Source organism: Zhihengliuella sp., assembly GCF_031178195.1.
Classification (GTDB): Bacteria; Actinomycetota; Actinomycetes; order Actinomycetales; family Micrococcaceae; genus Zhihengliuella.
In genome coordinates this window covers 212,356-236,118 of record NZ_JAPSJL010000004.1, presented here as the reverse complement: position 1 = coordinate 236,118, position 23,763 = coordinate 212,356, and the positions used below count along the sequence as shown (strand labels likewise).

Genomic DNA, 23,763 nt, shown 5'->3' with positions numbered 1-23,763 from the left:
CGGCGGCCACCGCATGCCCGACGCCGCTCGACGCCGCTCGGCGCCGCTCGACGCGCCGCCCACCTCACCGGCACCGGCGTCGTCGTCGTCGTGATCAGCACACCAGCCGGGCGAGCGGCCGCTGTCGTCTATTCCGGCCCACCTCACTAGGCTTCGTCCCAGGGGCGGCCTCGCGGCCCCTCCGCAGAACGAACTCACTGCCGAAGATTCATTGCTGAAAGAGGGGTTCGCACATGGAGTCCGCACGGACGACCGGACCGACCACCGCCCGCCTGGCCCGCCGCGCCGCCGGGTTCACGCCCTCCGCGGTCCGCGACGTCTGGGAGCTGTCGCTGCAGCCGGGCATGATCTCGCTCGCCGGCGGGAACCCGGACCTCTCGCTCATGGACCTCGGTTGGATGGCCGACGCGGCGGCCGAGGCCATCGCCACGCGCCCCGGCAGCGTGCTGCAGTACGGCTCCGGCCCCGGCGAGTCCGCGCTCCGGGAGGCGATCCCGGAGGTCATGGCCGCCGAGGGGATCCACGCCGCCCCGGAGTCCGTCCAAGTGACGAGCGGCTCCCAGATGGGCCTGGACCTGATCGTCAAGCTCCTCTGCGACCCCGGCGACACGGTCCTGGCGGAGGGGCCCACCTACGTGGGAGCGCTGGGCGTCTTCGGCGGGGCGGGCGTGCGGGTCCGCCACGTGCGGATGGACGACGACGGCCTGGTGCCGGAGGACCTCGAGCGCGTGCTCGGGGAGCTCGCCGCCCGGTCCCACCTGCCGCGCTTCCTCTACACCATCCCCACCTTCCACAACCCGACGGGCATCACGCTCGCAACCGGGCGCCGTCGTGCCGTGGTGGAGATCTGTCGGCGCTTCGGCGTGCCGATCGTCGAGGACAACCCGTACGGTCTGCTGGGCTTCAGCGACGCCCCGCGGCCCTCGCTGCACGGGCTCGACCCGGAGAACGTGCTGTACCTGGGCTCGTTCTCGAAGATCCTCTCCCCCGGCCTGCGCGTCGGCTGGGTCTGCGCGCCGCCGTGGCTGCGCCGCGAGCTCCAGCTGGCCGCGGAGTCGACGACGATCAGCGCCTCGGGCCTGAGCCAGGCGCTGGCGACGATATTCGTCACGCAGACCCCGTGGCGCGCGTCCGTCGCCGCGGCGGCCGCGCGCTACGCGGAGCGGGCCCAGGCGCTGTGCGCCGAGCTGGAGCGCTCGCTGCCGGCGGGGACCGCCTTCAGCCGACCCGCCGGCGGTTTCTTCAGCTGGGTGACCCTGCCGGAGCACTGGCGGGCGCACGAACTGCTCGAGGCCGCCCTGGAGCGAAGCGTGGTCTTCATCCAGGGGTCGTCCTTCTCCGTGGACGGACAGGGGTCCAACCAGCTGCGGCTCGCGTTCTGCTCGGTGCCGCCGGAGGGCCTGCGGGAGGGCGTGCGGCGCCTCGCCGGCGCCATGGAGCAGTACGCGGCGGAGCTGGCGGCCGACCCGGCCTGACCTGGATCGCGGGGGGCAGACCGCGCGCTGAGGCGGACCGGCCGTCCGGCCCTGCGCGGCGAGGTCAGCGGCGGGGTCAACGGCCGCGGGCGAGCCGCTTCACGTCGACCGTCGGATCCGCCAGCTGGGCGGGGTCGACGACGATTCCGCGGTCGATGATCCGGCGCGCGGCCCGGATCGTCGCCCCGCCGTCGATCGCGGCGGCCCCGAGCATAGTGCCGTCCGCGGCGAGCCGGAAGGCCGCCACCGGGTTCCCCGGCGGGGCACCCGGGCCGCCCGCGGCCGGTGGGGCGCCGGCAGCGCCCGACGCGGCGGGTCCCGCAGCGTCGGCGTCGGCGAACCGCAGCACCGTGGCCTCGCCGCCGACCATACTCCCGACGCCCTCGACGTGAACGCCGTACCGGTCCGACCAGAACCAGGGGGCGCCGTGCTCCGGCAGGGGCCGACCGAGCAGCGCCGCGGCCGCCGTGACGGCGCTGTGCATGGCGTGCTCCCAGTGCTCGGCCCGCCGCCGCAGCGTGCCGTCCGCCGCGCGGGTCCGTGCCGCGTCGCCGACCGCGTAGACGCGTGGATGACTGGTGCACTGGGACGGGTCGACGACGACGCCGTCGTCCACCTCCAGGCCGGCGGCCTCGGCGAGTGCCGTGTCCGGGCGGACGCCGATCCCCACCAGGACGACGTCGGCCGTGACGGACAGGTCGTTGCCGTTCGGGCCGTCGGCTCCTCCCGGGCGCGCCGGCGGTGCGGGGCGCGCCGGCGGTGCGGGGCGCGCCGGCGGTACGGGGCTCGCCGCGTCCGCGTCGAGGTGGAGCCGGAACGCCTCGCCGTCGCGCTCGATCGCGCGCGGGACGGCCGTGACGACGCGGACCCCGTGCTCGGCGTGCAGGTCGTGCAGCCGCCGTGCGAGCTCGGGGCCGACGGCCGGGACCAGCGGCGGGTCCACGGGGTCGACCAGCGTGGTCTCGACGCCCAGCGCCACGGCTGCCGAGGCGGCCTCCGCGCCGATGAGACCGGCGCCGATCACGACGAGTCGGCGCCCCGGGGCGAGCGCGGCCCGCAGCCGGTCGGCGTCGTCCCGGGTGCGCAGCACCAGCACGTCCGGCAGGTCGCCGCCGGGGATCGGCAGCGCCCGCGGCGTGGCGCCGGTCGCGAGGACGATCCGGTCCGCCGCGATCTCGCGCCCGTCCTCGAGGAGGACGACGCCGTCGTCCGGGCGGAGCTCCCGGACTCGCCCGGCGAGGAGTTCCACCTCGTTCTGCCCGTACCAGTCGGCCGGGGAGAGCAGGATGTCCTCGGCGGTTCGCTCGCCGAGGAGGTAGCCCTTGCTCAGCGGCGGGCGGTCGTAGGGCAGGCCGTCCGGGTCCACGACGGCCAGGGAACCCGTGTAGCCGTGCCGGCGCAGCTCGCGCAGGACGGTGACGCCGGCGACGCCGCCGCCGACCACCACGATCGACTCGATGCCGACCGGATCGCTGCCGATCGGGTCGCTGGCCCTGCCGTCCGTCTCCATCGCTCCCGCTTCCGTCCTGTTCGACTCGCGTCGAGTTTCGGTCCGGCCCGCAGACCGGCTCTGTCCGAGTGCCGGTCGGCTCAGGGAGCTTGGTTCGGGTACAGCACCAGATCGCCGTCGACGACCTCGACCTTGTGCGGGCGGACGCCGACGGTGGCCGGCATGCACGTCACCTCGCCGGTCTTGAGGCAGAAGCGCGCCGAGTGCAGCGGGCACTCGATCTCGGTGCCCTCGATCCAGCCGTCGGCGAGCGAGGCGGTCTCGTGGGTGCACGTGTCGTCGAGCGCGTAGAAGTTGCCGTCCTCGGCATGGAAGATCGTCACGTCGTCGTCGGTCCCGATCTCCTCGGACGCGACCACGCGGGCCTCGCCCTCCTCGATCTCGACGGCGGGGCCGAGGTTGATGGCATCGCTCATGGTGTGCTCCTCCTGGTGGTTCCGCGGGCGTGGTTCCGCGGGCGCCGGGGCGCCCGTCCGCGCACCCTCACGTTACCCGTTCCGGCGGCTTCCCGGGGCCGGCCGGCAGGGGGTTCGGGCCGTCCGCTACGCCTCCCCTGCCCGGGCGGCGGCCCCTCGCCCCGTACGCGCGCCGTGTGAGGACGGCGTCAAGAAGAACGCCACCGGTATCAGGCCGGCGTTAAGAACTGCTCGGGGCCGCTCCCCGCAGGCGTGGACTGGGCGGCGGGGCCCGCGGGGAACGTTGACCCCCGAGCAGCACGAGAGCAGAGGGGGCACCACCGTGGCCGGGGTCGTCGAACCGCAGCACCGGGACGCAGCCCGCCGGGCGATCCGGCAGCGCTGGTCCGCGGTCGCGGGTCCGCTGAAGCGGATCCTCCTGGAGAATCCCGTGCGGCTGGTGCCGGTGGGCTTCCTCGCGGTCATCCTCCTCGGGGCCGCCGTGCTCATGCTGCCCGTCTCCCGCACCGATGCGGACGCACCCGCGCTGATGCCGGCCCTCTTCACCGCATTCTCCGCCGTGTGCGTCACGGGTCTCATCACCGTGGACACGTCGACCTTCTGGACGCCGTTCGGGCAGGGCGTCATCCTGGCCCTCATCCAGGTCGGCGGATTCGGCATCATGACCCTGAGCACCCTGCTGGCGCTCGTCGTCCGGAAACGCCTCACGGTCCGCACTCAGCTGGCCGCAGCCTCCGAGACGCACACCCTCAATCTCGGCGAGGTGCGGCGCGTCCTGCTGCGGGTCGCGCAGATCTCGTTGGGCGTGGAGGCCGTGGCGGCCGCAGTCCTGACCGGCCGCTTCTGGATCGCCTACGACCACGACCCCGCGACGGCGGCCTGGCACGGTGTCTTCCATGCCGTGTCGGCCTTCAACAACGCGGGATTCTCCGTCTTCAGCGACAGCCTCATGGGATACGTGGCCGACCCCTGGATCATCGTGCCGATCTGTACCGCACTGATCATCGGGGGGCTCGGCTTCCCGGTCGTCATCGAGCTCCTCAGTAGGCCCCGGACCCGGAAACTCCCCTCGATGCATCTCCGTCTGACGCTCTGGGGGACGGCGGTCCTGCTGGCCTCGGGCTGGGTGGTCTTCGGCGCTCTGGAGTGGAACCGTCCCGAGACCCTCGGGAACCTGTCCGTGGGCGGCAAGCTGCTGGGAGCGCTCGGCCTGACGGCCTTCCCGCGCACGGCGGGCTTCAACAGCATCGACTACGGCCAGGCCTCCTCCGAGACCCTCCTGCTCACGGACACGCTCATGTTCATCGGTGGCGGCAGCGCCGGGACCGCCGGCGGCATCAAGATCACCACGTTCCTCATCCTCGCGTTCGCGATCTGGAACGAGGTCCGCGGCCACGATCAGGTCCTTGTCGGGGCGCGCGCCATCAGCGCCTCCGTCCAGCGCCAGGCCCTGTCCGTGGCCCTGATGGGCGTCGGATCGGTGCTGCTCGGCACCGTGGCGCTGCTCGCCGTCACCGACCACGATTTCGAAACGGTGCTCTTCGAGTGCGTGTCCGCCTTCGCGACCGTCGGCCTCTCGATGGGTATCACGGGCGACCTGCCGGTCTCCGGCGAACTGATCCTGATCGGGCTCATGTTCATGGGCAGGGTCGGGACCATCACGATCGCGGCGGCCCTCGCCCTGCGGACGCGGCGGCTCCTCTACCGGCTCCCGGAGGAGCGGCCGATCATCGGATGACGAGAGCCCGCGCCGCCGGGCACCTCGAACGGTGCGGCACCGCACCGGATCGGGCGGGATACTGGACGCAGCAAGGACGGACGGGACGGCCCCGCCCGCAGGGACCACTCGCAGGAGGCGACGGTGAGCACAGCAGTTCCCCCGGCGTCGGACGCCGTCGTCCGGGGCCGCCGCCAGCGCTTCGCGCCGCTGAGCTGGCGACGACGGCTCGCCGGCTGGGCGCTGGCCGCCGTCGGTCCCCTCGCCCTGACCGCGGGGTTCCTCGGCTCCGGCACGGGCACCGACGCCACGACGCTCAATTTCCTCTGCCACCTCACCGTGGTGGTCTTCGTCGCGATCCTGGGCGGCTGGTGGCCGGCCGTGGCGACGGCGCTGCTGAGCACGATGGTGCTGAACTGGTTCTTCACCCCGCCCACGGGGCAGTGGCTCATCCACGAGCCCCTGAACGTGGTGGCTCTCTGCTTGTTCCTGCTGGTCGCCGCGGGCGTGGCCCGCGTGGTCGACATCGAGGCGCGCCGTACCTCCGAGGCGGTCCGGGCGCGGCGCCAGGCGGCCGTCCTCTTCGAGCTCGCCGGCGGCGTCATCAGCGAGGGGCTGAGCGTCCCGGCGCTGCTGGGACGGCTGCGGCGCACGTACGATCTGCGCAGCGTCGCCCTGGTGGCGGGGCAACGGGGTTCCGCGGACGGATCGTGGGAGGTCGTCGCCGCCTCCGGCCGGTCGACGCGGGGTCCGTCCGCCTGTGATCGAACGCTGGTGGTCGATGATCGTCACCTCCTGCTGGTCGACGGGACCGCCCGCGAACCGTCCGACGACAGCGTGATGGAGGCGTTCGCGGCGCGCATCGCCGGCGTGCTGCAGCAGCAGGACCTGGCAGAGGCACGGCTCCAGGCGCAGGAGCTGGCCGCCGGCAACGCCATGCGGACCGCGCTGCTCGCCGCCGTCTCGCACGACCTGCGCACACCGCTGGCCGGGATCAAGGCGTCCGCCTCCAGCCTCCGGATGGAGGACGTGGAGTTCAGCGAGGAGGACACCCGGGACCTGCTCGCCACCATCGAGGAGTCCGCGGACCAGCTCACGGAGCGGATCGAGGACCTGCTGGACATGAGCCGCATCCAGTCCGGCGAGTTGGTGGTCCATCAGGTCCCGCTCGACGTCGAGGACCTCGTGGGCGCCGCCATCCACAGCACGGGCGGGGACCCGGCCGGGCGGCGGCGGATCCGCGTCGAGGTCCCGGCCGAGGTCCCGGCGGTCCTCGGCGACCACGGGCTCCTGGTGCGGGTGGTCGCCAACCTGCTGGAGAACGCCCTGAAGTACAGCCGCGACGACGTCGTCGTCGTCCGGGCGGGTGCCGGAGAGATCCGGGTGGTCGACCGCGGGCCCGGCGTGCCCCCCGGGGAGCGCGAGGAGATCTTCCGCCCGTTCCAGCGCCTCGGCGACCGCGACGGGACCACCGGCGTGGGCCTGGGCCTCGCCGTCGCACGCGGTCTCGCCGAGGGCATGGGCGGCAGCGTGCGCGCTGAGGAGACCCCGGGCGGCGGCCTCACCATGGTGCTCTCCCTGCCGACCGCCGAGGGTCCTTCCGTCGACCCCGGCCCGGCCGCGGCGCCGTCGTCCGGCACAGGAGGCCACGCATGAGTCCGACCGTGCTCGTCGTCGAGGACGACGCCCAGATCGCCCGGGCCCTGCTGGTCAATCTCAAGGCCCGGGGCTACGCCGCCCACCACGCCGCCACGGGCCAGCAGGCCCTCCGGCTCGCTGCGGAGGAGCACCCGGACCTGGTCCTGCTCGACCTGGGACTGCCGGACCTGGAGGGCCGGGACGTCATCGACGGGATCCGCGGCTGGTCGCGGGTGCCGATCATCGTGGTCTCGGCCCGCGGCGAGTCGCACAGCAAGGTCGACGCGTTGGACCGGGGAGCCGACGACTTCGTGACGAAGCCGTTCGCCATGGACGAGCTCCTGGCCCGGCTGCGCGCCGCCCTGCGCCGGGCCCACCCCGACCCCGGCCGAGCGGTGGTGGAGACCTCCGACGGCCGGGTCCGCATCGACCTCGCCGACCGCGCTGTCAGCGTCGCCGGGGAGCCGGTCCGGCTCACCAGGCTCGAATGGCGTCTGCTCGAGGCCCTGGCCCGGAACCCGCACCGACTGATCGGGCGGACCGAGCTGCTGACCACAGTCTGGGGTCCGCAGTACGGAGAGGAGTCCAACTACCTCCGCGTCTACATCTCCCAGCTGCGGTCCAAGCTCGAGGTGGACAGCTCCCATCCCCGGTACTTCCGCACCGAACTGGGGATGGGCTACCGCTTCACGCCCTGAGCCGACGGCGCTGCGGCCCCGGACCGGACCGCGCGAGTGACGGAGACCGGCCGTCTCGATAGTGTTCTGGGACACACCGGACACCGAAAGGCCTCCCCATGCGCTCGTCTCGCACCGCGACCCGCCGCCGCGGCGTCGCTGTTGCCGCCGTCGTCCTCTCCTCGCTCCTCCTGACGGCGTGCTCCGGCGGGACGGCCACGGAGCCGGCCGGGGACGGCCCGACGCCGGACGCTGCCCCGGCGGCCGCGAAGGACTCCCGGCTGGCCTCCGTGAAGGAGGCCGGCGTGCTCACGGTCTGCACCACCGGCGACTACCGCCCCTTCACCTATCTCGACCCGGAGACCGGTGAGTACGAGGGCATCGACATCACGATGGTCGAGGACCTCGCCTCACGGATGGACGTCGAGGTCGAGTACGTCCAGACCACCTGGAAGGACCTGATGCCGGACTTCCTCTCCTCGTGCGACATCGGCGTCGGCGGGATCTCCATCTCGCTGGAACGGGCGGAGCAGGCGTTCTATACGGAGGCGACCCTGGACGAGGGCAAGACGCCGATCACCCTGTGCGAGAACGTCGAGAAGTACGACACGGTCGAGGAGATCAACCAGCCCGGCGTCCGGTCCATCACCCCGATCGGCGGGACAAACGAGGAGTTCGCGGAGGAGCACTACCCCGAGGGCGAGATCATCCGCCACGAGGACAACAACACCATCTTCGACGAGATCATCGCCGGGCGGGCCGACGTCATGACCACCGACGCCTCGGAGACCCGGTGGGTGGCGAACGAGAAGCCCGAGCTCTGCGCCGTCCACCCGGACGACCCGTTCAACTTCTCGCAGAAGGCGTACCTGCTCCCCCGGGGCGATGAGGCGTTCCAGGAGTACGTGGACCAGTGGCTGAACATGGCCAAGCATGATGGGACCTACGACGCGGCCAAGGAGCCGTGGTTCGGATGAGCCGGAGGATCGTCGTGCTGACGGGCGCCGGGATCTCCGCGGAGTCGGGGATCCGGACCTTCCGCGCGGCCGACGGGTTGTGGGAGGACCACCGCCCGGAGGACGTGGCGACGCCGGAGGCGTTCGAGGCTGACCCGGCCCTGGTCCACCGGTTCTACAACGCGCGGCGCGCGCACCTCTCGAGCGACGGCGTGGAGCCGAACGCCGCGCACCTCGCGCTCGCCAGACTCGAGCAGGAGTACGACGGCGACGTCCTGATCGTCACGCAGAACATCGACGACCTGCACGAGCGAGCAGGATCCCGGAACGTCCTGCACCTGCACGGGGAGCTGCTGAAGATGTCCTGCACGGAGTGTGCCGCGGTCCGGGACGCCTGGCCGGAGCTCGGCGTCGACTCCATCTGCCCGGGGTGCGGGGTCTCGGGCCGCCTGCGCCCGCACGTCGTGTGGTTCGGCGAGATGCCGATCGGCCTGGAAGGGATCCTCGAGGCGCTGGAGGACTGCAGCGTCTTCGCGGCGGTCGGGACGTCGGGCAATGTCTATCCCGCCGCCGGCTTCGTTCACGTCGCGGCGGCCGCCGGCGCGCAGACCGTCGAGCTGAACCTCGAGCCGTCGGAGGTGAGCTTCGGCTTCGCGGAGGTGCGTCGGGGCCCCGCCGCGTCCGAGGTCCCCCGGTGGGTCGACGAGGTTCTCACGAACCAGTGAAGCGGCCGCATCAGGCGTCGTCGTGGGGCGCCTCGACATTCGGATCGTCGTCGACCTCGTCCGGCTCGGGCGCGCCGGCCTCCATGGCCGCGCGCCGCTTCGGATCCTGCGGGATCTCGCCGTGTGGGGGCCTGTTGTAGTACTTCTGGTACCGCTCGTCCTCGTACCTGCCCATGGTCTTCTCCGGTCATGTCCTCAGGGCCGGTCGACGGTGACCGACTCCTCCACCGTGGCACCGCGCTCGGCCGGTGGCAAGAGCTTCTCGCGTCCCCTCGCCCTTCGCCCGCCTTCCGAGAATGTTGCCTCTTCGACTCGTCCTCCACAGGTCCGTTGCCGGGCGTTGCCGTGCACAGTGGTGCCGGCCGTCCGGGCGTCCAACCTGATGGCGGGCGAGGATGAATACATGGATTTCACCGGAGCGGATGGGGCAGGCGGAGCGTCAGCGGCAGCAGCCGCTGCAGCAGACGCCGCGCCTGTTCCTGCCGCGTCGACCGGCACGGCGGCGTCCACCGTGGCCGCAGGCTCCACCCTCGGGCGCTCTGGCCTGCTGGAGCGGTGGGAGGCCTTGGATGTGGTGGTCCGGGAGCTTCTCGCGGAGACGGCCGAGGCGGTCTGCGAAGGTCCGTGGGATCCGGGGCCGGCGGCCCGGCTGGTGCACCTGCTCGAGGGCGTGGGCCGGGGCACGGATTTCGGGCGGGTCCTGGGGGCGCGGGTCGCCGAGGAGGCCGATCTCGCCGGGGCCGGGGCCGGCGGGACGGGGCGGGGATTGTCGGAGTTCAAGAGCACCGCGGACTGGTACCGGCACGCCGAACGCGTCACGACCACCGAGACGAACCGGCGCCTGAACCTGGCCGGGTCGTTGCTGCCCCGCCGTGCGCTCACCGGTGAGGTGTTGGTGCCGAGGTACCCGCATCTGGGTGAGGCTGCTGTCGCCGGGGAGGTCTCCGCGGAGGCTGCGGTGATCGCGGTGCGCTGCCTGGACCGGGTGGCCCCGCGGGCCGTCCAGCTCGGCCCGGACGCGGTGCGGATGTGGGAGGCGATGGAGGAGAACCTCGCGCAGGCGGCCCGGCGTTTCGATCCGCGCACTGTCGAGGCCGTGGCCCAGCAGTGGGAGGTCGCGATCGACCAGGACGGCCTCGAGCCCTCCGCGGCGGTCAAGCAGTCCCAGCAGGGACTGTTCTACAAGGGCCGGCGGCAGGGATTGCACCGGTTCCATCTGAACGTCACGACCGCGCAGTTCGAGATCCTCCGCACCGTCACCGGCGCCGCCACCAACCCCCGCACCACCCGCAACAACAACGACATCAACGACATCAACGACGAGGCGACCGGAGCGAAGGGACCTGCCGCCGGCGGGCCCGCCGCCGACACGGACCGGCCGGGAGCAGACGGCCCGCTCTCCGGCGCGGCCGCCGATGCGGGCCTCATTGGATCCGCGGCCGGAGGGACAGGAACGAGCGCCAGTGGCGGCGTCGACGGACACGAGAACGAGAACGGGCGTGGCGACTCCGCGGCCGCCACGGAGAAGACGGACCGGACGGGTACGAGCAGCGACGTCGGCGCCGCTGGCTCCGTTGGCGCTGATCCGAGTCCCGGTGCTTCGGCGGTTCCGGTGGCGTTCCTCCCCGAGCCGGGGGCGGCGCTCGCGGATGAGCGGTCGCGGGCGCAGCAGGAGCTCGACGGGATCCTCGCCGCCCTGAACATCGCGTTGGCGACGGACCGGCTGCCCTCCACCGGCGGTCAGCGCCCCGTCGTCATGGTCACCATCGACCACCAGACCCTGCTGCACCAGACGAACGGAACCGATGCATCCAGCGGCCCGCACGACCAGACGGCCAGTCCTCCAGGGCACTCCGATCGGCCCGGAGGGCCCGGCCGGTCGGCACACCCGCCGGGTGGCCGGGACGACGGCGCCCTGGGAGGCCTACCGGATGAGCCGTCGGGTGGTTCGTCGTGGCGGCTGCCCGTCAGCCGGGGCGTCTACACCCCGATGATGCCGCCCGCCCAGCTGCGCCGCCTCGCGTGCGATGCGGCGGTGCTGCCGGCCGTGCTCGGCGACCAGGGCCAGGTCCTGGACCTCGGGCGGGCCCAGCGGACCTTCACTGCCGCCCAGCGCCGCGCCCTCACCATCCGCGACCGGGGGTGCACGTTCCCCGGCTGCACGGTCCCGGCGACCTGGTGCGAGGCCCACCACGTCGTTCCTTGGCACCAAGGAGGGGCCACCGACGTGTCCAACGGGGCCCTGTGCTGCCTGTTCCACCACACCCTGGCCGACAACAGCACCTGGGACATCGACACCACCACCGGCATCCCGCTCTGGCGACCACCGGCGACCGTCGACCCGCAGAGGCCCCTGATGCGCAACCCCTACTTCCACCCCGAAACAACCGACCAGACAGCACTCCTGCCCCTCGACCCACCGGAGCCGACACCCATCCCCTTCTGAACCGATAGCCATGAATCGGCAGACGCGTAACATTCGCCGACGCGCCTAGGCTGGACCCGTGGAGACAGAGAACCGGACCTCACAGCACGCTGGACTGACGGCAAAGCCGCGGCTCGTCATCCAGACGGTCGAAGATGCACCGAAGCCGTACAACGCGGCCGCCATCGAGGACTTGGCCGACGTGGTGTACACCGGCCCTGCCGGGCTCGCGACCGCGCTGCCGGACGCCGATGCGTTGCTCCTGTGGACACGCTTCGCCGGTGTGCTGCAACGGTCCTGGCCTGCCAAGCACCACCTGCAGTGGGTTCACATTGCCGCCGCAGGCGTCGACTCGGTGCTCTTCGACGAACTCAGGGACGCACCGGTCAGCGTCACCAACGCGCACGGCGTCTACGACGAGCCGATCGCCGAATTCGTGCTCGGCTCCGTGCTGGCCCACGACAAGCAGCTCCACGTCAGCAAGGGTTTCCAGCGAAACGCGGAATGGCGACGCCGCGAGCTGACGCGCACCGCCGGCAAGCGGGTTCTCATCGTGGGCACCGGCGGCATCGGACGGGCCACGGCCCGCCTCCTGTCTGCCGTCGGGCTCGAGGTGCGCGGGGCCGGGCGCACCGAGCGCGACGACGATCCGGATTTCGGCACCGTCGTGTCCAGCTCCGAGCTGGCAGAGCACGCCGCCTGGGCTGATCACCTGGTGCTGATCGCACCACTGACACCGGACACCCGGAGCATCGTTGACGCCGAGGTTCTTGCCGCGATGAAGCCCTCGGCCCACCTGATCAACGTAGGCAGGGGTGCCCTCGTGGACGAGCCAGCCCTCGTGCAGGCCCTTCAGACCCATCGAATTGCCGCGGCCTCGCTGGATGTTTTCGCCACCGAGCCTCTGCCGGAGGAGCACCCGTTCTGGACGATGGACAACGTGCACGTCTCGGCCCACATGTGCGGCGACGTCACGGGCTGGCAGGACGCTGTCGCGGATCAGTTCCTCGACAATCTGCGCCGATTCGTCGAGGGTCGAGAACTGAGGAACCCGGTGGACAAGGAACGCGGGTACGCGCAGAAGGTGCCCGTCCCAGCGTCATGACCGGTACGGCCGCACAGTCGCAGCGAACACCCTCACGACCGGTCCCCTCCGGTCGACGGTTGCGTCCGCCGCATCCGTCTGGCCTCACGCGACTGCTCGTCGGGGTCGCTCTCCTGGCCGCCTGCTTGGCTCTGGCGGCGGTAGCCCTCCTGGTGCTCGGGGCGTTCTTCCCAGAGCTGCCGCTGCTGGGCCAGATCGGGTCGCTCCTCTCCGGGTGGTTCGCCCGGGTGGGGGTGGCAGTGGCCCTCGTGCTGGCCGTGGGCCTCGCCCTGACTCGCTGGACCAGCCGGCGCGGACGCCGCCGCTGGCGCGTCGTCCTCGCGGCTCTCGGGGCGGTCGCGCTCCTGGGATGCATCGTCGTGACCGTCCGTGTCGTGGCCACCGGACTGGACCACGGCGTCCTGATCAACCCGCTCGCCGGCCCGACGGCGCCCCGCGCTCCCGACGCCATGGAGCAGTACGGCACCGTCCCCGACGACCCGGAACGGTTCGGTGCCCTGGCGGGTGAACCGCTGGAGGTCTCGGTATGGACGCCGACGACGCCTCAGGCCGGGTCGGCGCCGATCGCCTTCTTCATCCACGGCGGAGGCTGGATCTCCGGCTCTGCCACGGACGACGCGGCCGGGATGAAGGCCACACTGGCGGACTCCGGCTGGCTGGTGATCAGCGCCGAGTACACCCTGGCCGCCCCGGCACGTCCCACGGCCGGGATCGCCGAGGCCCAACTCGGCTGCGCCATGGCCTGGGCCGCCGCCCATGCGCCGGACTACGGCGGCTCGCCCGGTACTTTCGTCTCACTCGGCGACAGCGCCGGCGGAAATCTGGCCATCAATGCTGCGTATCGCGGGAATGCCGGCACACTGAGCTGCCCGAGGCAGGGACCTCTGCCCGACGTCGACGCGGTCGCACCGCTGTTCCCCGCCGTCGATCCGTACGCCCTGCATGCCGATGCGATCACCGGCGGGGATCGACCCGGGCGCGATTTCACCGAGCGGTACACGGGCGGCACCCCGGCGGAGCGGCCCGAGGTCTACCGCGCCGTCGACTCGTCCACGCACGTGAGCCCGCAGGCGCCCCCGACCCTGATCCTGCAGGGCACGAATGACCACATCGTCCGGCCGCATGCCGTCGACGACTTCGCGGCCGAGGCCGCCGCGGCCGGGGTCGACACGACGCTCGTGCGGGTGCCCTTCGCGGACCATGTGTTCGAAGCCTCGCCGATGGGCTCGCAGCTGTACACGGAAGTCACGCTGCGATGGCTCGAGGACCTCGGACTGAGCCCGGAGCGCTCCTAGCCCGCGCCGACAGGAGCCACGAGCAGGCGGGAAACCCGCGATCGGACGTCGAATCCGATCGGATCGCCACCCGGCCAGACCACGAATCCGTGAGACGCCGAGCTCGGTCAGACGACGAACGCGGTGACCGACCCGGTTTCGATCTCCGTGCGGCCGGCGTCGCGGATGAGCGGTCCCGTGGCCTGCCGCTGGAGGTCCTTGAAGTCGTCCGCGCCGGCCCAGCGGACGCTCACGGGCTGCCCGGCCTCCAACCATGCGTCGACGCGCGGATGATCCCGGCGAATGGCGTCGAGCAGCCAGGCGAACAGGGCGTGCGCGGCCTGCGCGCAGGCTTTGCCCGTGGACATCCCCAGCGTGTCGTTCAGTACCAGTACGACGGCGTCGGGTGACGCCGCGCCGCCGGCCTCACGCTCGGCGCGTGCACCGTCTGGAGAGGCCTCCCCGGCGGGTGAGGGGTTGCGTCCCGCCTCGGGGCCGTCGGGAAGGTCTGCGGACGGCAACCTCTCCGTCGGCTCCGGCGTCGGCGTCGTGCTGTCCTCCCGTGCTGCGAGCAGTTCCGCGCGTTCGCCCAGCGTCCGGGGCAGGGCCGTGCCGGAAACCTGGAGCTTGGCGATCTTCTTCGGCAGTTCCTCCTTCGGCGCAGGCACGAAGGCGATGGCGAGCCCCCCATCGGAGCCCCCCTCGAGGCGCGCCTCGCCCTCGACGGCGCCCAGGGGTTCCGCGAACTCGGCGACGATCTTCGGGAAGGTCCGCGCGTCGGCTCGGCGGACCGACTTGCCGAAGTGCACGGCGGCCCACTGTCGCCACTCAGGACGGTCCGGTTGGGCGAGGAAGGCATTCACACTCGCGATCGCGGCCGCGGCGACGCCCTCCGATTCCAGCGCGGGCCGGTCCTTGTCGACGAGCAGCACGATCTGCTGCATGAGTTCGCGGTCGTCGCGTTCGAAGAGTGCCACGCCCCCAGTTTCCCAGACAGGTCGCCGCGCGCCGACGCCGGCGGCTCGGCGGGCCATCCGAGGGTCGCGGATCATCCCGACCTCGCATTGCGGGCCACCGCGCGGCGGCCCCCGCTAGCGGGACTTTAGCGCCAGCGACGCTCCGAAGCCTACGAGTGCAGTCCCGCAGACGCGATCGACGAACCGCACGTAACGCGGCCGCTGCAGCCGGCCGCGGGCCGTATGGACCCCGGCGATGATCAGGGCGAACCAGGTCAGCCCGAGCAGGTTGTGCACCCCTGCGAGCGCGACGCCCATGAGCCACGGCGAGACGCCCTCCGGGATGAACTGCGGGATCATCGCGATGTAGAAGACGCCGATCTTGGGGTTCAGGAGATTCGTCCCGAGACCCTTGGCCCACGCCAGCACGAGGCCCCCGTGCAGGCGCCCCGTCGCCACGGCGACGTGGGCACCCTGGGAAGCACCCGCCGTCGTCGTCGGATCAGCGGGGCGGAAGGATCTCCAGAGCATCGTCACGCCGAGCCAGATCACGTACGCCGCCCCGGCGATCCGCAGCGCCGTGTAGGCGAATTCGGACGCCGCGAGGAGGGCGGAGGCGCCGACCGCCGCAGCGACGCCCCAGGTCATGGCACCCGTGTTGATCCCGACTGCTGTGGCGAATGCGTAGCGACGGCCTTGGCTGATGGCGGACCGGAGGACCAACACGGTGTCCACTCCGGGAACGATGGTCAGGAGTGCCGCGATCGCAGCAAAGGACAGCAGCGCCTGTTCGATACTCACAGCGGAATCCTACGGCTGCACGCTGACGCGCGTTCACCGCCGGGGCAGGTACCGCTGCAGGGCCGAGTCGGCGAATCGCTCGCCCATGACCCGGTGCGCCTCGGCGTCGGGATGCAGCCGGTCCGCCATGGGCCAGCGCTCTGCGTCCCGGGGGGGCCGTAGAGCTCGCGGTCGGTTTCGAAGTGCGACAGCCAGATCTGCACCCGCCCGCGCGGGTCAGGCCAGCCGGCGGGCGCCCGACGACGGCCGGACGCCGAAGATCTCCGGGGTCGCGTGCCCCGCAGCATCGAAGGCATCCCGCACGGCCGACCCGACATGCTCGGCGTCGTTGGCGCGCACGAGCGCGATCGCGGTCCCACCGAAGCCGCCGCCCGTCATCCGGGCGCCGTAGGCCCCCGCCGCCAGCGCCGTGTCGACGGCGAGGTCCATCTCCGGGCAGGAGTTGCCGAAGTCGTCCCGCATCGACGCGTGACTGGCGGTGAGGAGGTCTCCGAGGTCGGCGAGCGCCCGCCCATCGGGGTTCCCGAAGTCGACCGTCTCCAGCAGTCGAACGGCGTCCAGCACCCGTTGGTTCTCGGTGACGATGTGCTTGACGCGGGAGAAGATCTGCGGAGCGAGCCGTTCCCGCGCTCCGGGGAGGTCCTCCAGGTCGACGTCGCGCAGGGCTCTGACCCCCAGCTCCCGCGCACCGTCCTCGCAGGCCTGCCGGAGCTGGCCGTAGCCGCCCGACTCGTGCGCATGGCTGACCCGGGTGTCGATCGCGAGGATCTCCAATCCGGCCCCGGCGAGCGCCAGCGGCACCCCCCGCGCTTCCCGCGTCCGGCAGTCCAGGAACAGCGCCCGTCCGTCCTCGGACAGCAACGACGCCGACTGGTCGAGGATCCCCGTCGGAGCCCCGACGAACTCGTTCTCCGCCCGTTGGGCGATCAGCACCAGCTCTGCGGGGGCCAGACCGAGCCCGGCGAGGTCGTTCACGGCCACCGCGACAGCGCATTCGATGGCCGCGGAGGAGGACAGTCCGGCGCCGATGGGCACGCTGGAGTCGAGGACGACGTCGTACCCCGGGCCGACCTCGGCCGCCCCGGGCTCGCGGCCCAGCGACCAGAGGACGCCGGCGACGTAGCGGGCCCACCCGGGCAGGCGTCCGCCCGCCGGGTCCTGCGCGGGGGGAGCGCCGAGCAGGTCCCGGAGATCGACGGCGACGACGCCGGCTCCGGCGACGTCCTGCCGGCCCGCGATGCGCAGTTCGCCAGTGTGGGTGCGGCGCGCGGCGACGCGGGCCGTGTGCTCGATGGCGAAGGGCAGCACGAAGCCCTCGTTGTAGTCGGTGTGCTCGCCGATCAGGTTCGCGCGCCCCGGGGCGGCCCACACGCCCTCCGGGGCGCCGCCGAAGACGGCGTGGAAGTGGTCGGCGAGGTCGGCAGCGTCACGGGCTCCGGCGGGGAGGGTGGTCATGGACTCGGGTTTCCTCGGTCTGTCGAGTGGGCGGAGGTCTGTCGGGTGGGCGGAGGTCGGGTGGGCGGTGGTCGGGTGCGGAGCCGGCCAGGGCCAGGACGTCAGGCGTCGGCGCGGACGATGGCCTCGCGCAGGGCCTGCGCCGAGGCCTCGGGCATCACATCGCCGACGAACGCGCCCATGGCCGCCTCCGAACCGGCCAGATACTTCAGCTTGTGCTCGGCCCGGCGGGGGCTCGTCAGCTGCAGGTGCAGACGGTACTCGCCCCGCCCGTCGTCGTACCCGCCGGCCCGCCTCCCCCGGGGCGCCTGGTACCAGGCGGAGATATAGGGGGTCGGCGTCTCGTAGAGGGCTTCGATCCCGCGCAGCAGGCGATGGTAGACGGAGGCCAGCTCGTCACGCTCGGCGTCGTTCAGCTCCGTCAGATCCCCGACGTGCCGGTGGGGCATCAGGTGGACCTCCACCGGCATCCGGGCGGCGAACGGGACGAAGAGCGTCCAGTGCTCGCCGCGGTGGACGACGCGCGCCCCCTCCTCCAGCTCGAAGGCGAGCACGTCGGCGAAGAGGTTGCCGCCGGTTCGCTCGCGGTGCTCGCGGACCTGCCGCAGCTGCGCCTGCACCCTCGCCGGCACGTACGGGTACGCGTAGATCTGCCCGTGCGGGTGGTGCAGCGTCACCCCGATCTCCGCGCCGCGGTTCTCGAACGGGAACACCTGCTCGACGCCGTCGAGCGCCAGCAGCGCGCGCGTGCGGTGCGTCCAGGCCTCGACGACGGTGCGCACCCGCTCACCGCCCATCCCGCTGAGCGAGGCCGCGTGGTCGGCGCCGAAGACCACCACCTCGCACCGCCCGTGCGCCGGGTCGACGCTGCCGAGCCCCGCGCCGAGGACCTGCGCGTGCTGCTCGGGCCCGAAGGACGGGAAGCGGTTCTCGAACACCGTCACGTGGTAGTCGTCCGCCGGGATCTCCGACGGGTTCGCCGCGGTGCTGGGGCACAGCGGGCACTGGTCCGCCGGCGGCAGGTGCGTCCGCGTCTGGCGGTGGGCGGCGAAGGCGATCCACTCGCCCAGGAGCGGGTCGTACCGCAGCTCGGACGACGGCGGGCGGTCCGGGAGGTCGCGCCGGTCCGGGATGGGCGTCGCCGACGGCGCGGTCCCGCTGTCGTAGAAGTAGTACAGCTCGCGCCCGTCGGCCATGGTGGCGGCCACGGGCTCCGGGGCGGTGTTCGCGCGGGTGTCCGGCTGGGTCATGGTCGCTCCTATGAGTGCCTGGGTCGGGTCCTGGGTCGGGGTCCTGGGTCGGGGTTCGGGACGGGGGCTCATCCCGAGACGCGGAGCCGGAGGGTGAGATCGACGCGCCGCGCGCTGAAGGTGGCCCCCTCGGTGACGCCGACGCCGCAGGAGCGGGTGCCGATCCCCTGGTGGCCGCCGTCGATGGTCAGGTACCAGGCGCTGGGCTCGGGCAGCAGCGCGTGGTGCGTCGCTGAGGCGAGCTCCTGCTGGCTCCACGGCGACAGTGTGAACCCGGTGTCCTCGGGGCCGCGGACGACGTCGACGAGCAGCCGTCGGCCTCCGACGAGCACGAGCTCGAGCTGACGCAGCCGGCCCCTGCGACCGTTGGCCTGCGGCTTCGGGTAGTCGGTGCGCACCTCGCCGACCGTCAGCCGGTGGGCGCCGAGCCGGGCCGAGGCCGCCTGGTCGGCGTAGGACTCGCCGGGTCCGGCACCGCACCAGCGGACCTCGGAGGCGTCCGTCAGCGCGTCGACGGGGAGCGCGAATCCGAGTCCGAGGAGCGGCAGCGGCACCCCGAAGTCGTCGGCGGTCAGGACGGCGTCGAGCAGCCAGCCCCCGGGCTCGCGGCTCCACTCGAGCTCTGCGGAGATGCCGGCGCGCTCCTGGGCCGCGGCGTAGCGCTGGAGGACGCGGAGGGCGCCCGGCTCCACATCGGAGGCAGGGCTGACGCTCACGGTGCGCCGCTGGAGCCGGTCCAGGCCCCGGGCGTACCACTCGTCGGCGATCGGCGCCGGCTCGTAGGGGACCGTGCCGGCGTAGGCGTTCCAGTCGAAGTCCCCGGGTGCCTGCTGCTCGACGCCGACGGCACCGTAGGTGCCCGGGCGCATGTCGCGCGTCGGCTCGCTGCAGAGCAGGTCATTGTCGGTCGGGGCGCGAAACGCCGCGACCTCCGGGCCCGAGATCCCGACGCCGTCGAGCCCCCGGAGCAGGCCATGCGCGTCGAACTCGGCGTCGGCTGCGCCCGGCTTCGGCACTCCCGCGTCGCAGGGCAGCTGCCGGACGGACTCCCCGGCCTCGAACTGGCCCCACGCGACCTCGTGCCCCGCCTCGGCCCACCAGGCGTCGGCCTTCAGGTGTGCGGAGATTGTGAGCACTCCCCCATCGCCCTCGTCCTCGCCGCGGAGGTGGCACTGCAGCTCGCGGGGCAGCTCGAACGTCACCTCGGTGCGCGCGGGGACGGCGGGCACATCCAGCACGGTGGCGACGACGTCGTTCCCGGCGCTCGTCGTCCACACGGCCCGGACCTCGAACGCCGAGGTGTCGGCGAAGTCCTGCCGGTTGCGCACCGTGAGCGTGCAGCCGGCGAGTCCGAAGCACACGGGCTCGATCACCTTGGCGTACTCGATGAGCCCCGGCGTCGGGGTCAGGTCGGCGAAGACCAGCCCGTCGAGCACGAAGTTCCCGTCGTGGATCGGCTCGGCGAAGTCGCCGCCGTAGGCCCGCACCAACCGTCCGTCCGGCGTCCGCGCCTCGAATCCGTGGTCCTTCCATTCCCAGACGAACCCGCCGGCGGCCCGGTCGTGCGCGTCGAAGACGGCCTCGTAGTCGCTCAGCCCGCCGGGCCCGGTGCCCATGGCATGCGCGTACTCGCAGAGGAGGTAGGGCTGCTGGGCGATCCGGTCGCTCCCCTCCCGGCTCGCGGTGGGGATCGGCTCTCCGCGGCAGATGGCGTGCGACTCGGTCGGCGTCGCGTACATCCGCGAGTAGACGTCGGTGTAGCGGGCGTCGTGGTCGCCCTCGTAGTGGACGGGGCGCGTGGCGTCGTGCTCGTGCAGCCAGTCGGCCATCGCCTGCAGATTCCGCCCGGTGCCCGCCTCGTTGCCCAGGGAGAACATGACGACGCTCGCGTGGTTGGCGTCGCGTCGCCACATCCGCTCCACCCGGTCCAGATACGTCTCGCGCCAGGCAGGGTCGTCGGACGGGTTCCCCTCCCACAGCACCAGGCAGTAGCCGTGGGTCTCGACGTCGCACTCGTCGACGATCCAGAAGCCCAGCTCGTCGGCGAGCTCCAACAGGTGGTGGTCCGGCGGGTAGTGGCTGGTGCGGATCGCGTTGATGCCGTGCCGCTTCATCACCGCCAGCTCGCTGCGGGTGTACTCGCGGGTCACAGTGCGGCCGGTGCGGGGGTGGAACTCGTGGCGGTTCACCCCCTTGAAGCGGACGGGGGCGCCGTTGACCTCCAGCACCCCGTCCTCGATGGCGATGGTGCGGAATCCGGCGCGCAGCGTCACGGTCTCGCTGGCCGTCGCTACCTCCACGGTGTAGAGCCGCGGCGTCTCCGCGGTCCATCCGTCGACGGGCCCGACGTCGATCGTCGCCGTCGCTGTGATCCTCGCCTCAGCGGCAGCCGCCGTCACGGCCGCCGCGCGGCCCCCAGGTCCGAGGCCGACCGAGGTCTCGACGCCGAGCTCGGGGATCCGCACGGCGACGGGGAACGCGTCGCGCGCAGCGTCGACCTCGAGCGTCAGGCGACCGGTGCCGGCGTCGTACTCGGCGACGCTGCGCACGTCCCACAGACCGCCGGCGGACTGGGCGATGAGCGTGACGGAGCGGAAGATGCCCGGCAGCCACCACTGGTCCTGGTCCTCGACGTAGCTGGCGGCGGAGAACTGGTGCACGCGGACGACGAGCCGATTCCGCTCCTCGCGGAGGTGGTCGGTGAGGTCGAACTCGTGGGTCAGGCGGCTGCCGGCGGCGTGGCCGAGGTCGAACCCGTTGAACCAGACCTTGAAGATCGACTCGACGCCCTCGAAGCGGAGGATTGCCCGGCCGCCGGCGCGGACCGCCGCCGCGAACCCGGCGCCGAGTTCGTCCAGGGCGAACTCGCGCAGGTAGTCGCCGGTGCCGTTCTCGTCCGGCACGAACGGCGCGTCCAGCGGGAAGGGGTAGTTCACGTTGGTGTACCAGGGGCTGCCCCACCGGTTGCGCTGGCCGAGCACCAGGGGTCCGTTCCCCTCGTCGAGGACCCAGTGGCCGGGAACGGCGACCGTATCCGGGAAGTCGGCGGTGTGCTCGGGCCAGGAGTCGCCCTGCGGGTCCGGCGCCGCCGCGAGCACGCTGGGTGCATAGCGGAAGCCCCAGCGGCCGTCGAGCGTCGCCTCGGGCCGGTCGGACGCCAGATGGGAGCGCGCCGGCAGGACACCCTCACCGGGCGACGTGGAGAGGAAGTAGGGGCGTTCGTTCACGTGGCTCTCCTGCTGCTACGGGAATGCTGTGCGGGCTCCGGACGACGTGCACCGACGGGCAGTGGGCGGCTGCGAGGACGTGCGGATCCGGTCTCCCCTCGGAAACACTGCCCAATATCACTCACATCCGCACATTTTCTACCGTAAACTTACACCACGGCCTCCCATGATGCGAGGCCTGTCACACTTCCGGCACAGAACGGACAGACCATTGGCCGAACTCCTCCCCCAGCAGCGGCACCAGCACATCCTCGACGAGCTCAAGCGTCACGGCCAGGTCCGGGTGACAGACCTCGCCGCGCAACTGGGCATCTCCGAGATGACCGTTCGCCGGGACCTCGGCACGCTCGAGGCCGCGGGCGAACTGGTCAAGGTCCACGGCGGCGCCACCCGGCAGCACTCGGCCGCGAGCGACGAGCCCGGGTTCTCCCGGAAACTCAGCCTTCAGTCCGCCGAGAAGGAGGCGATCGCGCGTTGCGCCGCCCGGCTCGTCTCCCCCGGGATGACGGTCGGCCTGAACTCCGGCACGACGACGTTCGCGCTCGCCCGGCACCTGACCGGCGTCGACAACCTGACCGTGGTGACCAACTCGCCGCGCGTCGCCGACGTGTTCTACGCGGCCGATACCGCCGACGGCCCGACGCAGACCGTGCTGCTCACGGGCGGGGTGCGCACGCCGTCGGACGCGCTGGTGGGCCCGCTGGCTCTCGGCGCCCTGGCCCAGCTGAACGTGGACCTGTTCTTCATGGGGGTCCACGGGGTGCGGGCGGATCGCGGCTTCAGCACGCCGAATCTGCTCGAGGCGCAGGTGTGCCATGCGTTCCTCGCCTCCGCCGCGCGCACCGCGGTGCTGGCCGACCACGCGAAGTGGGGCATGACCGGCCTGGGCGTCATCGCGCCGCTCGACGCCGCCGACCTCTACGTGACCGACGACCAGCTGCCCGCGACCGCGCTGGAGCAGCTGCGCGAATCGGTGACCGACGTGATCGTGGCGGACTGAACCGCCGTCCGCACGAACTGACCCGTCCTCCGTACGGACCGACCCGGTGTCGGCCCGCCCCCGGCCGCCGGGCACCACCCTCCGGCCCGCCGGGCACCACGGCGAAATCCTCGAGACATCTGGAAGGCTGTACCCATGCGCATTCTCGTCACCGGCGGCACCGGCTACATCGGCTCGCACACCGTGCTCGCCCTCCTGGAGGCGGGGCACGACGTCGTCGTCGTCGACAACCTCTACAACTCCTCGCCCGAGGCCCTGCGCCGGGTCGGCGAGCTGGCCGGGCGGACGGCCGGGCTGGAGGTCGTGGACCTGACGGACGAGGCAGGACTCGAGGACGTCTTCGTCCGCCACCGGCCCGATTCGGTCATTCACTTCGCGGGGCTCAAGGCCGTGGGCGAGTCCGCCCGGATCCCGCTGGACTACTACTTCAACAACACGGCCGGCACCATCTCGCTGCTACGGGTGATGCAGCGCCAGGGGGTGCGGAGCATCGTCTTCAGCTCCTCGGCGACCGTCTACGGCGAGCACAACCCGTACCCGTACATCGAGCACATGGAGATCGGGGCCACGAACCCCTACGGGCGGACCAAGGAGCAGGTGGAGGACATCCTGTCCGACGTCGCCGCCGCGGACCCCGAGTGGCGCGTGGCCTTGCTGCGCTACTTCAACCCGGTGGGCGCCCATCCGTCCGGACGCATCGGCGAGGACCCGCAGGGCATCCCGAACAACCTGGTGCCCTTCATCGCGCAGGTGGCCGTGGGCCGGCGGGAGCGGCTCCAGATCTTCGGGAACGACTACGACACCCCGGACGGCACCTGCCTGCGGGACTACATCCACGTCGTCGACCTGGCCGGGGGCCACGTGGCAGCGCTCGAGTACCTGGCGGAGCACGCCGGCACGCACCGGTGGAACCTCGGCGGCGGGTCGGGCACCTCGGTCCTGGAGATGCTGCACGCGTTCGAGAAGGCCGCGGGCCGCGAGCTGCCCTACGAGTTCGCGCCCCGCCGACCCGGCGATCTCCCGGCGTTCTGGGCGGACGCCTCGCGCGCCAAGGCCGACCTCGAATGGTCGGTCACGCGCAGCATCGACGAGATGTGCCGCGACCACTGGCGCTGGCAGGAGCGCAACCCGAACGGGTACGCAGGCTGATCAGGGC

At 72.3% G+C, this 23,763-nt stretch carries 19 protein-coding genes; 11 read left to right on the top strand and 8 right to left on the bottom strand.

Translation table 11 applies throughout. The annotated features are described in order from the left end of the window. Positions 1-233 precede the first annotated feature (233 nt). Positions 234-1,475, top strand: coding sequence for a PLP-dependent aminotransferase family protein (locus RIN46_RS08420; RefSeq protein WP_309082438.1), 1,242 nt, complete (start codon positions 234-236; stop codon positions 1,473-1,475). A 76-nt stretch (positions 1,476-1,551) separates the two neighbouring features. Here RIN46_RS08420 and RIN46_RS08415 read toward each other — a convergent pair whose 3' ends face one another. Both RIN46_RS08415 and RIN46_RS08410 read right to left on the bottom strand, forming a co-directional pair. Then, positions 1,552-2,985, bottom strand: a complete 1,434-nt coding sequence (locus RIN46_RS08415; protein ID WP_309082437.1) for an FAD-dependent oxidoreductase — start codon at positions 2,983-2,985, stop codon at positions 1,552-1,554. A gap of 80 nt (positions 2,986-3,065) precedes the next feature. Continuing rightward, complete coding sequence (locus tag RIN46_RS08410; protein ID WP_309082436.1) at positions 3,066-3,401, bottom strand: non-heme iron oxygenase ferredoxin subunit; 336 nt, start codon at positions 3,399-3,401, stop codon at positions 3,066-3,068. 283 nt (positions 3,402-3,684) lie between these two features. On the opposite strand from RIN46_RS08410, the gene RIN46_RS08405 reads away from it, so the two are divergent. From RIN46_RS08405 to cobB, 5 genes are all read left to right on the top strand, one after another. After that, on the top strand, positions 3,685-5,139 hold the full coding sequence (locus tag RIN46_RS08405) for a potassium transporter TrkG (protein WP_309082435.1): 1,455 nt from the start codon (positions 3,685-3,687) through the stop codon (positions 5,137-5,139). A gap of 123 nt (positions 5,140-5,262) precedes the next feature. Continuing rightward, positions 5,263-6,774, top strand: a complete 1,512-nt coding sequence (locus tag RIN46_RS08400; protein ID WP_309082434.1) for an ATP-binding protein — start codon at positions 5,263-5,265, stop codon at positions 6,772-6,774. Beyond that, on the top strand, positions 6,771-7,454 hold the full coding sequence (locus tag RIN46_RS08395) for a response regulator transcription factor (RefSeq protein WP_309082433.1): 684 nt from the start codon (positions 6,771-6,773) through the stop codon (positions 7,452-7,454). The genes RIN46_RS08400 and RIN46_RS08395 overlap by 4 nt, the downstream gene beginning before the upstream one ends. 98 nt (positions 7,455-7,552) lie before the next feature. After that, entirely contained in the window at positions 7,553-8,410 is an 858-nt protein-coding gene (locus RIN46_RS08390; RefSeq protein WP_309082432.1) for a transporter substrate-binding domain-containing protein, read from the top strand. Beyond that, entirely contained in the window at positions 8,407-9,114 is a 708-nt protein-coding gene (gene cobB / locus RIN46_RS08385) for a Sir2 family NAD+-dependent deacetylase (protein WP_309082431.1), read from the top strand. Before RIN46_RS08390 ends, cobB begins: the two co-directional genes overlap by 4 nt. A 10-nt stretch (positions 9,115-9,124) precedes the next feature. On the opposite strand, the gene RIN46_RS08380 is transcribed toward cobB, so the two are convergent. Beyond that, positions 9,125-9,289 carry a hypothetical protein gene (locus RIN46_RS08380; protein WP_309082430.1) on the bottom strand — a complete coding sequence of 55 codons (165 nt, stop codon included), beginning with the start codon at positions 9,287-9,289 and terminating at the stop codon, positions 9,125-9,127. Between the two features lie 228 nt (positions 9,290-9,517). Here RIN46_RS08380 and RIN46_RS08375 point away from each other — a divergent pair, with 228 nt between their 5' ends. From RIN46_RS08375 to RIN46_RS08365, 3 genes are all read left to right on the top strand, one after another. Continuing rightward, positions 9,518-11,560, top strand: a complete 2,043-nt coding sequence (locus tag RIN46_RS08375) for a DUF222 domain-containing protein (RefSeq protein WP_309109450.1) — start codon at positions 9,518-9,520, stop codon at positions 11,558-11,560. 58 nt (positions 11,561-11,618) lie between these two features. Then, positions 11,619-12,644: a D-2-hydroxyacid dehydrogenase gene (locus tag RIN46_RS08370; protein ID WP_309081670.1), complete on the top strand. Its 1,026-nt coding sequence runs from the start codon at positions 11,619-11,621 to the stop codon at positions 12,642-12,644. 125 nt (positions 12,645-12,769) lie between these two features. Beyond that, positions 12,770-13,939 carry an alpha/beta hydrolase gene (locus RIN46_RS08365; protein ID WP_309109449.1) on the top strand — a complete coding sequence of 390 codons (1,170 nt, stop codon included), beginning with the start codon at positions 12,770-12,772 and terminating at the stop codon, positions 13,937-13,939. 107 nt (positions 13,940-14,046) lie between these two features. Here RIN46_RS08365 and RIN46_RS08360 read toward each other — a convergent pair whose 3' ends face one another. The 5 genes from RIN46_RS08360 to RIN46_RS08340 form a co-directional block, all read right to left on the bottom strand. Further along, on the bottom strand, positions 14,047-14,895 hold the full coding sequence (locus tag RIN46_RS08360) for an aminoacyl-tRNA hydrolase (protein WP_309081668.1): 849 nt from the start codon (positions 14,893-14,895) through the stop codon (positions 14,047-14,049). A gap of 114 nt (positions 14,896-15,009) precedes the next feature. Further along, the gene (locus RIN46_RS08355) at positions 15,010-15,675 is read right to left on the bottom strand and encodes a LysE family translocator (RefSeq protein WP_309081667.1); all 666 of its coding nucleotides are present in this window, start codon (positions 15,673-15,675) and stop codon (positions 15,010-15,012) included. Positions 15,676-15,891: 216 nt separating this feature from the next. Beyond that, positions 15,892-17,130 (bottom strand): galactokinase, encoded by a 1,239-nt coding sequence (gene galK, locus RIN46_RS08350; protein ID WP_309081666.1) that lies wholly within the window; start codon positions 17,128-17,130, stop codon positions 15,892-15,894. Positions 17,131-17,231: 101 nt separating this feature from the next. Beyond that, entirely contained in the window at positions 17,232-18,380 is a 1,149-nt protein-coding gene (galT, locus tag RIN46_RS08345) for a galactose-1-phosphate uridylyltransferase (RefSeq protein WP_309081665.1), read from the bottom strand. A 68-nt stretch (positions 18,381-18,448) separates the two neighbouring features. Beyond that, positions 18,449-21,607 carry a glycoside hydrolase family 2 TIM barrel-domain containing protein gene (locus RIN46_RS08340; protein ID WP_309081664.1) on the bottom strand — a complete coding sequence of 1,053 codons (3,159 nt, stop codon included), beginning with the start codon at positions 21,605-21,607 and terminating at the stop codon, positions 18,449-18,451. A 211-nt stretch (positions 21,608-21,818) separates the two neighbouring features. On the opposite strand from RIN46_RS08340, the gene RIN46_RS08335 reads away from it, so the two are divergent. Together RIN46_RS08335 and galE are read left to right on the top strand one after the other, a co-directional pair. Next, positions 21,819-22,607: a DeoR/GlpR family DNA-binding transcription regulator gene (locus tag RIN46_RS08335; RefSeq protein ID WP_309081663.1), complete on the top strand. Its 789-nt coding sequence runs from the start codon at positions 21,819-21,821 to the stop codon at positions 22,605-22,607. A gap of 135 nt (positions 22,608-22,742) precedes the next feature. Then, positions 22,743-23,756, top strand: a complete 1,014-nt coding sequence (gene galE / locus RIN46_RS08330) for a UDP-glucose 4-epimerase GalE (protein WP_309081662.1) — start codon at positions 22,743-22,745, stop codon at positions 23,754-23,756. Positions 23,757-23,763: the final 7 nt, after the last annotated feature.

Excerpts from the sequence above, each read along its gene's own strand:
- RIN46_RS08415 (WP_309082437.1), bottom strand. The coding sequence starts at position 2,985 with ATGGAGACGGACGGCAGGGCCAGCGACCCGATCGGCAGCGATCCGGTC.
- RIN46_RS08375 (WP_309109450.1), top strand. The coding sequence starts at position 9,518 with ATGGATTTCACCGGAGCGGATGGGGCAGGCGGAGCGTCAGCGGCAGCA.
- RIN46_RS08420 (WP_309082438.1), top strand. The coding sequence starts at position 234 with ATGGAGTCCGCACGGACGACCGGACCGACCACCGCCCGCCTGGCCCGC.
- cobB (WP_309082431.1), top strand. The coding sequence starts at position 8,407 with ATGAGCCGGAGGATCGTCGTGCTGACGGGCGCCGGGATCTCCGCGGAG.
- galT (WP_309081665.1), bottom strand. The coding sequence starts at position 18,380 with ATGACCCAGCCGGACACCCGCGCGAACACCGCCCCGGAGCCCGTGGCC.
- RIN46_RS08395 (WP_309082433.1), top strand. The coding sequence starts at position 6,771 with ATGAGTCCGACCGTGCTCGTCGTCGAGGACGACGCCCAGATCGCCCGG.
- RIN46_RS08410 (WP_309082436.1), bottom strand. The coding sequence starts at position 3,401 with ATGAGCGATGCCATCAACCTCGGCCCCGCCGTCGAGATCGAGGAGGGC.
- RIN46_RS08380 (WP_309082430.1), bottom strand. The coding sequence starts at position 9,289 with ATGGGCAGGTACGAGGACGAGCGGTACCAGAAGTACTACAACAGGCCC.
- galE (WP_309081662.1), top strand. The coding sequence starts at position 22,743 with ATGCGCATTCTCGTCACCGGCGGCACCGGCTACATCGGCTCGCACACC.
- galK (WP_309081666.1), bottom strand. The coding sequence starts at position 17,130 with ATGACCACCCTCCCCGCCGGAGCCCGTGACGCTGCCGACCTCGCCGAC.
- RIN46_RS08390 (WP_309082432.1), top strand. The coding sequence starts at position 7,553 with ATGCGCTCGTCTCGCACCGCGACCCGCCGCCGCGGCGTCGCTGTTGCC.